8 protein-coding genes and 1 pseudogene are annotated in these 8302 nt (G+C 69.5%); 5 read left to right on the forward strand and 4 right to left on the reverse strand.

The window, feature by feature from the left end; translation table 11 throughout:
- The 4 genes from EAO73_RS09300 (at position 1) to EAO73_RS09315 (ending at position 3428) form a co-directional block, all read left to right on the forward strand.
- Positions 1-915 (forward strand): F0F1 ATP synthase subunit gamma, encoded by a 915-nt coding sequence (locus tag EAO73_RS09300; protein WP_147970913.1) that lies wholly within the window; start codon positions 1-3, stop codon positions 913-915.
- Complete coding sequence (atpD, locus tag EAO73_RS09305; RefSeq protein WP_018102631.1) at positions 915-2357, forward strand: F0F1 ATP synthase subunit beta; 1443 nt, start codon at positions 915-917, stop codon at positions 2355-2357. The genes EAO73_RS09300 and atpD overlap by 1 nt, the downstream gene beginning before the upstream one ends.
- Before the next feature lie 109 nt (positions 2358-2466).
- Positions 2467-2841, forward strand: coding sequence for a F0F1 ATP synthase subunit epsilon (locus tag EAO73_RS09310; protein ID WP_018521150.1), 375 nt, complete (start codon positions 2467-2469; stop codon positions 2839-2841).
- Positions 2842-2981: 140 nt separating this feature from the next.
- The gene (locus EAO73_RS09315) at positions 2982-3428 is read left to right on the forward strand and encodes a DUF2550 domain-containing protein (RefSeq protein ID WP_147971480.1); all 447 of its coding nucleotides are present in this window, start codon (positions 2982-2984) and stop codon (positions 3426-3428) included.
- A 12-nt stretch (positions 3429-3440) separates the two neighbouring features.
- Here EAO73_RS09315 and EAO73_RS09320 read toward each other — a convergent pair whose 3' ends face one another.
- Complete coding sequence (locus tag EAO73_RS09320; RefSeq protein ID WP_147970914.1) at positions 3441-4526, reverse strand: alpha/beta fold hydrolase; 1086 nt, start codon at positions 4524-4526, stop codon at positions 3441-3443.
- A 100-nt stretch (positions 4527-4626) separates the two neighbouring features.
- Between EAO73_RS09320 and EAO73_RS09325 the strand changes: the two genes are divergently transcribed.
- The gene (locus tag EAO73_RS09325) at positions 4627-5373 is read left to right on the forward strand and encodes a TetR/AcrR family transcriptional regulator (protein ID WP_147970915.1); all 747 of its coding nucleotides are present in this window, start codon (positions 4627-4629) and stop codon (positions 5371-5373) included.
- 83 nt (positions 5374-5456) lie between these two features.
- Here the strand turns inward: EAO73_RS09325 and EAO73_RS09330 are convergent, their stop codons facing one another.
- The 3 genes and pseudogenes from EAO73_RS09330 to EAO73_RS09340 form a co-directional block, all read right to left on the reverse strand.
- Positions 5457-7337 carry a glycoside hydrolase family 18 chitinase gene (locus tag EAO73_RS09330; protein ID WP_147970916.1) on the reverse strand — a complete coding sequence of 627 codons (1881 nt, stop codon included), beginning with the start codon at positions 7335-7337 and terminating at the stop codon, positions 5457-5459.
- 179 nt (positions 7338-7516) lie between these two features.
- Positions 7517-8164 (reverse strand): response regulator, encoded by a 648-nt coding sequence (locus EAO73_RS09335; protein WP_147970917.1) that lies wholly within the window; start codon positions 8162-8164, stop codon positions 7517-7519.
- Positions 8161-8302, reverse strand: a pseudogene (locus EAO73_RS09340) (two-component sensor histidine kinase); the annotation flags it as partial. The pseudogene EAO73_RS09340 and the gene EAO73_RS09335, both read right to left, overlap by 4 nt.

Below are 8302 nucleotides of genomic sequence, written 5' to 3' on the forward strand. Positions count from 1 at the left end.
ATGGGCGCTCAGCTTCGCGTTTACAAGCGCCGCATCCGCTCCGTCACCGCCACGAAGAAGATCACCAAGGCGATGGAGATGATCGCCGCCTCGCGCATCGTCAAGGCGCAGCGCCAGGTGGCGGCGTCGACGCCGTACGCGACCGAGCTCACCCGCGCGGTGACCGCGGTGGCGACCGGCTCCACCACCAAGCACCCGCTCACGACCGAGGTCGAGTCCCCGGCCCGTGCCGCGATCCTGCTCATCACGAGCGACCGCGGTCTGGCCGGCGGTTACTCCTCCAACGCCATCAAGGCCGCGGAGAAGCTGACCGAGCGGCTGCGCGGTGAGGGCAAGGAGGTCGACACGTACGTGATCGGCCGCAAGGGTGTCGCCTACTACGGGTTCCGCGAGCGCAAGATCGCGGACTCGTGGACCGGCTTCACCGACAGCCCGACGTACGCGGATGCCAAGCGGGCGGCTGCCCCGCTGATCGAGGCGGTCTCCAAGGAGACCGCCGAGGGCGGCGTCGACGAGCTGCACATCGTCTTCACGGAATTCGTGTCGATGATGACGCAGAACCCGGTCGACGGCCGGATGCTGCCGCTCAGTCTCGGTGCCACGGAGCAGGAGGACGGCAAGGGCGAGATCCTGCCGCTCTTCGACTTCGAGCCGTCGGCGGAGGACGTCCTCGACGCCCTGCTTCCGCGGTACGTCGAGAGCCGTATCTACAACGCGCTGCTGCAGGCCGCTGCTTCCGAGCACGCCGCCCGCCGCCGTGCGATGAAGTCGGCCACCGACAACGCCGGTGAGCTCATCAAGACGCTCTCCCGGCTTGCCAACGCGGCCCGCCAGGCCGAAATCACCCAGGAAATCAGCGAGATCGTCGGCGGTGCCAGTGCGCTGGCCGACGCGACCGCGGGGAGTGACAAGTAATGACGACCACAGTTGAGACGGCCGTTGCCACGGGCCGCGTCGCCCGGGTCATCGGCCCGGTCGTCGACGTGGAGTTCCCCGTCGACGCGATGCCGGACATCTACAACGCGCTGACCGTCGAGGTGGCCGACCCGGCCGAGGACGGCAAGCTCAAGACGCTGACGCTCGAGGTCGCCCAGCACCTCGGTGACGGCGTGATCCGCGCGATCTCGATGCAGCCCACCGACGGCCTGGTCCGCCAGGCCCCGGTGACCGACACGGGCACGGGCATCACCGTCCCCGTCGGTGACATCACCAAGGGCAAGGTGTTCAACACCCTCGGCCAGATCCTCAACAAGCCCGAGGCCGAGGCCGAGGTCACCGAGCGCTGGCCGATCCACCGCAAGGCGCCCAACTTCGACCAGCTCGAGTCCAAGACCGAGATGTTCGAGACCGGCGTCAAGGTCATCGACCTCCTCACCCCGTACGTCAAGGGTGGAAAGATCGGTCTGTTCGGTGGTGCCGGTGTCGGCAAGACCGTGCTGATCCAGGAGATGATCTACCGCGTCGCCAACAACCACGACGGTGTGTCGGTGTTCGCGGGCGTCGGTGAGCGCACCCGTGAGGGCAACGACCTCATCGAGGAGATGGCCGACTCCGGCGTCATCGACAAGACGGCGCTCGTCTTCGGCCAGATGGACGAGCCGCCGGGGACCCGTCTCCGCGTCGCCCTGGCCGGTCTGACCATGGCGGAGTACTTCCGCGATGTGCAGAAGCAGGACGTGCTCTTCTTCATCGACAACATCTTCCGGTACACCCAGGCCGGCTCCGAGGTGTCCACCCTGCTCGGCCGTATGCCGTCCGCGGTGGGTTACCAGCCGAACCTGGCCGACGAGATGGGTCTGCTGCAGGAGCGCATCACGTCGACCCGCGGTCACTCGATCACCTCCATGCAGGCGATCTACGTCCCCGCGGACGACCTGACCGACCCGGCGCCGGCGACCACCTTCGCCCACCTCGACGCGACGACGGTTCTCTCCCGTCCGATCTCCGAGAAGGGCATCTACCCGGCCGTGGACCCGCTGGACTCGACGTCCCGCATCCTCGACCCGCGGTACATCGCGGCGGACCACTACGAGGCCGCCATGCGTGTCAAGGGGATCCTCCAGAAGTACAAGGACCTCCAGGACATCATCGCGATCCTCGGTATCGACGAGCTGGGCGAGGAGGACAAGCTCGTTGTCCACCGTGCCCGTCGTGTCGAGCGCTTCCTGTCGCAGAACACCCACGTCGCCAAGCAGTTCACCGGCGTGGACGGTTCGGACGTTCCGCTCGACGAGTCGATCGCCGCGTTCAACGCGATCTGCGACGGGGAGTACGACCACTTCCCCGAGCAGGCGTTCTTCATGTGCGGTGGCATCGAGGACCTGAAGGCCAACGCCAAGGAGCTCGGCGTCTCCTGAGCCCCCGGCTCACCGAGGGGGGCGGGTGCGTCCCGTCCCCCTCACCACGCCCCGTAGAATTGACCCAACACCCGGCACGACCGCCGGGTGGTGACCCGAGGAGCCACCCTTGGCTGCTGAGCTGCACGTCGAGCTGGTCGCCGCGGACCGCAGTGTCTGGTCCGGCGAGGCCACCCTGGTCGTCGCGCGCACCACGTCCGGCGACATCGGCGTCATGCCCGGTCACCAGCCGCTTCTGGGTGTGCTGGAATCGGGCCCGGTGACGATCCGTACGAGCGACGGCGGCACCGTCGTCGCCGCGGTGCACGGCGGTTTCATCTCGTTCGCGGACGACAAGCTGTCGCTTCTCGCCGAGATCGCCGAGCTTGCCGACGAGATCGACGTCCAGCGCGCCGAGCGTGCGCTGGAGCGTGCGAAGTCGGACACGGACGCCGCTTCCGAGCGGCGCGCCGAGGTACGACTGCGTGCGGTGGCGGCACACTAGCCACCCCACGACATGGCTTTACCCTCAGCCGCGGCCCGTGCCGGAGACCCCTCCGGACCGTGTCGCGGCTGAGGCGATGCAGATGCAGATGCGGTTCGGGCGGTATCCGTTTACTCGACGACGCGAGGAGGTCGGTGGAGATGTTCCTCGCGCTGTGGGTGGGCGGGCTGGTCGTCGCACTGGTCGCGGTGGGGCTCTTCGTCTTCGGTCTGCGCCGGCGGCTGATTCAGCGCTCCGGCGGGACCTTCGACTGCAGCCTGCGGTGGGACGTACCCGAGGAGCCCGATCTGTCGGGCAAGGGCTGGGTGTACGGCGTCGCCCGGTACAGCGGCGACAAGGTGAACTGGTTCCGGGTCTTCAGCTACTCGCCGCGTCCGCGCCGGGTGCTGGAGCGCTCCGCGATCGAGGTCGTCGCCCGCCGCATGCCGGAGGGCGAGGAGGAGCTGGCGCTGCTCTCCGACGCCATCGTGCTCGGCTGTCTCCACCGGGAGACCCGCCTGGAGCTGGCGATGAGCGAGGACGCGCTGACCGGATTCCTCGCGTGGCTGGAGGCGGCCCCTCCCGGCCAGAGGGTCAACGTCGCCTAGGGCCTGTCTGACCTAGCGGGCGGCCGTCGGCCGGTTCTCGATCGCCGGGCGGACCCGGGTCAGCATCAGGTCCAGGAAGCGGTCCGGGTGCCGGAACGACGCGAAGTGGCTCGCCTCGTCGATGAGCGCGAAGTCCTTGACCGGAGCCGAGACGGACGCGTGGAACGCCCTGGCCGGCTCCGGCGGCGTCAGGACGTCGTGCGCCCCCTGGAAGACGAAGAACGGCAGGGCGAAGTCCGTGCCCTCGGCCCACTCGTCGATCCCCACGGCCTCCGGCGCGACGCGCTCCGAGTAGGTCATCCCGCCCATGTAGGAGCGCAGCCCGCGCAGCGTGTGCAGGGGTGAGAACCACAGCGAGCGGACCACCACGGTCTTCATGGTGTCGTAGGTCAGCGGGTCGGACGTCACGACGATCTTCGCTCGGGCCGACCACTGCTCCGGGGTCCAGGCGGCGGGGTCGGGGCCCATCGCGGTGATGGCGGCCAGGGCCTTGCGCTTCCCGGCCGCCCGCAACCGTTCCAGCAGGGCGTCGTGGGCGCTTCGGTCGCGGTCGCCGCCGTAGATGTTCTGGTCGGTGCCGACGTACGCGGAGTACAGCTCGGGGTGCAGCCGGGCCAGCCGCAGCCCGAGGACCGTACCGAAGGAGTTGGCCACCAGCAGCACCTTCTCGACGCCCATCCGGTCGCGGACGTGCGCGGTGACCTCCAGGGCGTCCGCGTACAGCCGGTCGAGGGTGAACTCGCCCTGGCCGTCGGCGCCGTGCGCCGCGAAGGTCCGCCCGGCGCCGCGCATGTCCCAGCGGACGACGGTGAAGTGCTTCTCCCAGCCCCGGGTGCGCGGCAGGAAGATGTGGTTGGAGGCGCCGGGGCCACCGTGGATCTCCAGGATCACCGGGTTGGCGCGGTCGTCGCCGCGTATGGAGATCCACTGGTCGATGCCGCCGATCCGGACGAACCCCGACTCGTCGATCCCGTTCGGCGCGGTGATGCGCAGCCTTCTGGCGTGGGTGGTGCGCTTGAGCTGCCGGTATCCCAGCATGCCCGCGGCGGGACCGGCGATCAGAGTGGCGGCGGAGGCGGTGACGAGCGTGGCCAGCATGGCTGACTCCTTAAACTGTTTATGACGTAAGCGGTAGCGCTTAAGGTATATACAGTTGTTTGGAAGTGTCAACCGTCCGACCGAGACCAGGGAGAACGCGATGGCCGGGGCAGCCGGGAGAAGCAAGCGGGCGGGGCCGAGGGACATGCGGGCGGGCGTCGCACTGCTCTGGGGCGAACGGGAGCGGCCGGCCCGGGGTCCCAAGCCCTCGCTGACCCCGGGCCGGATCGCCGACGAGGCGGTCGCGGTGGCTGATGCCGAGGGATTCGACGCCGTCTCGATGGGGCGGGTCGCGGCCGGACTCGGGGTCTCGGGGATGGCGCTCTACCGCTATGTGCCCGGCAAGACCGAGCTGGTCGAGCTGATGGTGGAGGTCGTCCTCGCCGATGTGCCCGACCTGACGGACGAGGGGCCGGGGTGGCGGGAGCGGCTGGCCGCCTGGAGCCGCCGGTCCTGGCAGGTGTACGCGGACCATCCCTGGCTGCTGACGGCCACCGCGATGCGCCGCCAGATCATGGGCCCCCACCAGCTCGGCTGGCTGGACGCGGCGCACGCGGCGCTGGAGCCGACCGGTCTCGGCGCCGCCGACCGGCAGCGGGTGATCGTGCTCCTGATCGGCCAGGTGCGCAGCCTCGCCCAGCAGTCGGCGGACTTCGACGCGGAGCACGCCCGCGAGTGGGGCCGGCTGACGGGCGAACTCCTGGAACGGCACGCCGACCGGTTCCCGGCGCTGACCAGGGCCATCGCGGACGGGGCGTTCGAGTCGAGCGGCCTCGAATCGGTGGACTTCGGTCTCGACCGCATCCTGGACGGCGTCCAGGTGCTGATCGACGAGGCGTCCGCGTAGACCGCCCCGGAACACGCGAAAACCGGGGAGACAGGGGGCGGACCTGTCTCCCCGGCGTTTTTCGGGGGGTTGAGCCTCGGTCGTTACTTGAGGCCGTTGTTCATCGCGCTCACGAGTTCACCGTTGCTGGTGTCCCCGCTGAACTCCCAGAAGAACGCGCCTCCCAGGCCCTGGTTCTTGGCCCAGGTCATCTTGGAACCGATGGTGGCGGGGGTGTCGTAGCTCCACCAGTTGGTGCCGCAGTGCGCGTACGCGGTGCCGGCGACGGTGCCGGTGGCGGGGCAGCTGTTCTTGAGGACCTTGTAGTCCTCGATGCCCGCCTCGTACGTGCCGGGGGCGGCGCCGGTGGCGGTGCCGCCGGGCGCGTCCTGGGTGACGCCGGTCCAGCCGCGGCCGTAGAAGCCGATGCCGAGCAGCAGCTTGGAGGCGGGGACACCCTGCGCCTTCAGCTTGGCGATCGCGTCGGCGGAGTTGAAGCCGGCCTTCGGGATGCCGCTGTAGGAGGTCAGGGGGGAGTGCGGGGCGGTCGGGCCCTTCGCGTCCCATGCACCGAAGAAGTCGTACGTCATCACGTTGTACCAGTTGAGCGACTGCGCGGCGCCCGCGTAGTCGGCCAGGTCGATCTTGCCGCCGGCGGAGCCGTCGGCCGTGATGGCGGCGGTGACCAGGTTGCTGCTGCCGAACTTGGTGCGCAGCGCCGAGGTGATCTTCTTCAGCGCGTCCGGGCCGCTGGAGTCACAGGTCAGGCCACATGCGTTGGGGTACTCCCAGTCGATGTCGATGCCGTCGAAGACATCGGCCCACCGCGGGTCCTCCACCAGGTTGTAGCAGGACTCGGCGAACGCGGCCGGGTTCTGGGCCGCCTGGCCGAAGCCGCCGGACCAGGTCCAGCCGCCGAAGGACCACAGCACCTTGATGTTCGGGTACTTCGCCTTGAGCTTGCGCAGCTGGTTGAAGCTGCCGCGCAGCGGCTGGTCCCAGGTGTCGGCGACGCCGTCCACGGACTTGTCGGCCGTGTACGCCATGTCGTAGTCGGCGTACGAGTCGCCGATGGTGCACTTGCCGCCCTGGACGTTGCCGAAGGCGTAGTTGATGTGCGTGATCTTCGCGGCGGAACCGGAGGTGTCCAGGTTCTTGACGTGGTAGTTCCGGCCGTAGACGCCCCAGTCGGTGAAGTAACCGAGGTTGACCTTGTCACCGGTGCCGGGGTCGGTGCCGCCGCCGCCCGTGGTGTGCACCTTGACCGCGCCGCTGACCGGGCCGGTCTGGTCGGCGGTGTCACGCGCCTGCACGGTGTACGAGTAGTCGGTGCCGGCGCTCAGGCCGGTGTTCGTGTACGTGGTGCCGGTGACCGTGGCGACGACCGAGCCGTCCCGCAGGACGTCGTAGTTCTTGACGCCCTTGTCGTCGGTGGCCGCGGTCCAGCTGAGCTTCGCCGAGGTGTCGGTGATGCCGCTCGCGGTCGGGGTACCCGGAGCCGAGGGGGGATTGTCACCCGGGACCGTGGGGCCGCCGTCGCAGGAGGCGCCGTTCAGCGTGCAGTTGGTGGCGGCGCCGGAACCGGAGCCGGTGCCGTTGAAGCCGAAGGAGACGCTGGCGCCGGGGGCGACCGAACCGTTCCAGCCGACGTTCTTGGCGGTCCAGTGGTTGCCCGTGTGGGTCACGGTGGCGTCCCAGGCGGAGCCGACGCCGGTGCCGCTGGGGAAGTCCCACTCGATGGTCCAGGAGCTGAGGGCGGTGGTGCCGGTGTTCTTCACCGTCCACTGGCCCTCGAAGCCGGTGCCCCAGTCGGACTTCTTGAGGTACGTGGCCGTGGCGGAGGTCGCCGCCTCGGCGGGGGAGGCCAGGCCGACCATGGCGGCGAGGGGAAGGAGCAGTGCGGTGAGGCCCGCGACGGCTCTGGATCTGGAGGCTTGACCGGACCCGAGTCTGAATCGGGTCCGGCGGGGGGTCTCAGTGCTCAACGGTGCTCCTCGGGTGAGGTCCGGACATACGGGGTGGTCCGTGAACTGCAACCCTGCGCCGCCCTGAGCCCGCGTTTGTCATGGCAGGCTCACCGCAGTGTGTTCGGTGAGATTAGAAAGGTCTGGACCAATCGTCAAGAGGTCTGGACCAAAGAACGCGACCGGTCGCTGAATAAACCTCAGACGCCCAACTCCTGTGCCAGCACGGCCGCCTGGACCCGGCTGCGCAGCTCCAGCTTCCCCAGCAACCGGCTGACGTGCGTCTTCGCCGTCGCCTCCGCCATGGACAGCCGTTCGGCGATCTCCACGTTCGACAACCCCTCGCCGAGGCACCCCAGTACCTCGCGCTCCCGCCGGGTGAGCGTCTCCAGCACCGACGCGTCCGGAGCGTCCGCCCGTACGGATCCGCCCCCCGCGAACTCCGCGATCAGCCGCCGCGTCACGGCCGGGGCGATCAGCCCCTCACCGCGCGCCACCGTGCGCACCGCGTCGAGCAGCCCGGCCGCCTCGGTGTCCTTCAGCAGGAAACCCGAGGCCCCCGCCCGCAGCGCCCCGAACACATAGGCGTCCAGGTCGAACGTCGTCAGCACCAGCACATCCGCCAGCCCCTCAGCGGTCACCTGCCGGGTCGCCGCCACCCCGTCCAGGCGCGGCATCTGCACGTCCATCAGCACCAGGTCCGGCCGCAGCTCCCGGGCCAGCCGTACCGCCTCCTCGCCGTCCCCGGCCTCCCCGACGACCTCGATGTCCGGCGCGCTGCCCAGGATGAGCACCAGCCCCGCCCGTACCGCCGTCTGGTCCTCCGCGACCACCACCCGGACCGTCATGACCCCACTCCTCCTTCGTCCACGGGCAGTTCGGCCCGCACCCGCCACATCCCGTCGCTCGTCGAGGTGCTTCCCGCCTCGAACTCCCCGCCGAGCAGCGCCACCCGCTCCCGCATCCCCACCAGACCGGCCCCCGAC

The sequence above is a fragment of the Streptomyces sp. col6 genome (genome assembly GCF_008042035.1).
Lineage (GTDB): Bacteria > Actinomycetota > Actinomycetes > Streptomycetales > Streptomycetaceae > Streptomyces.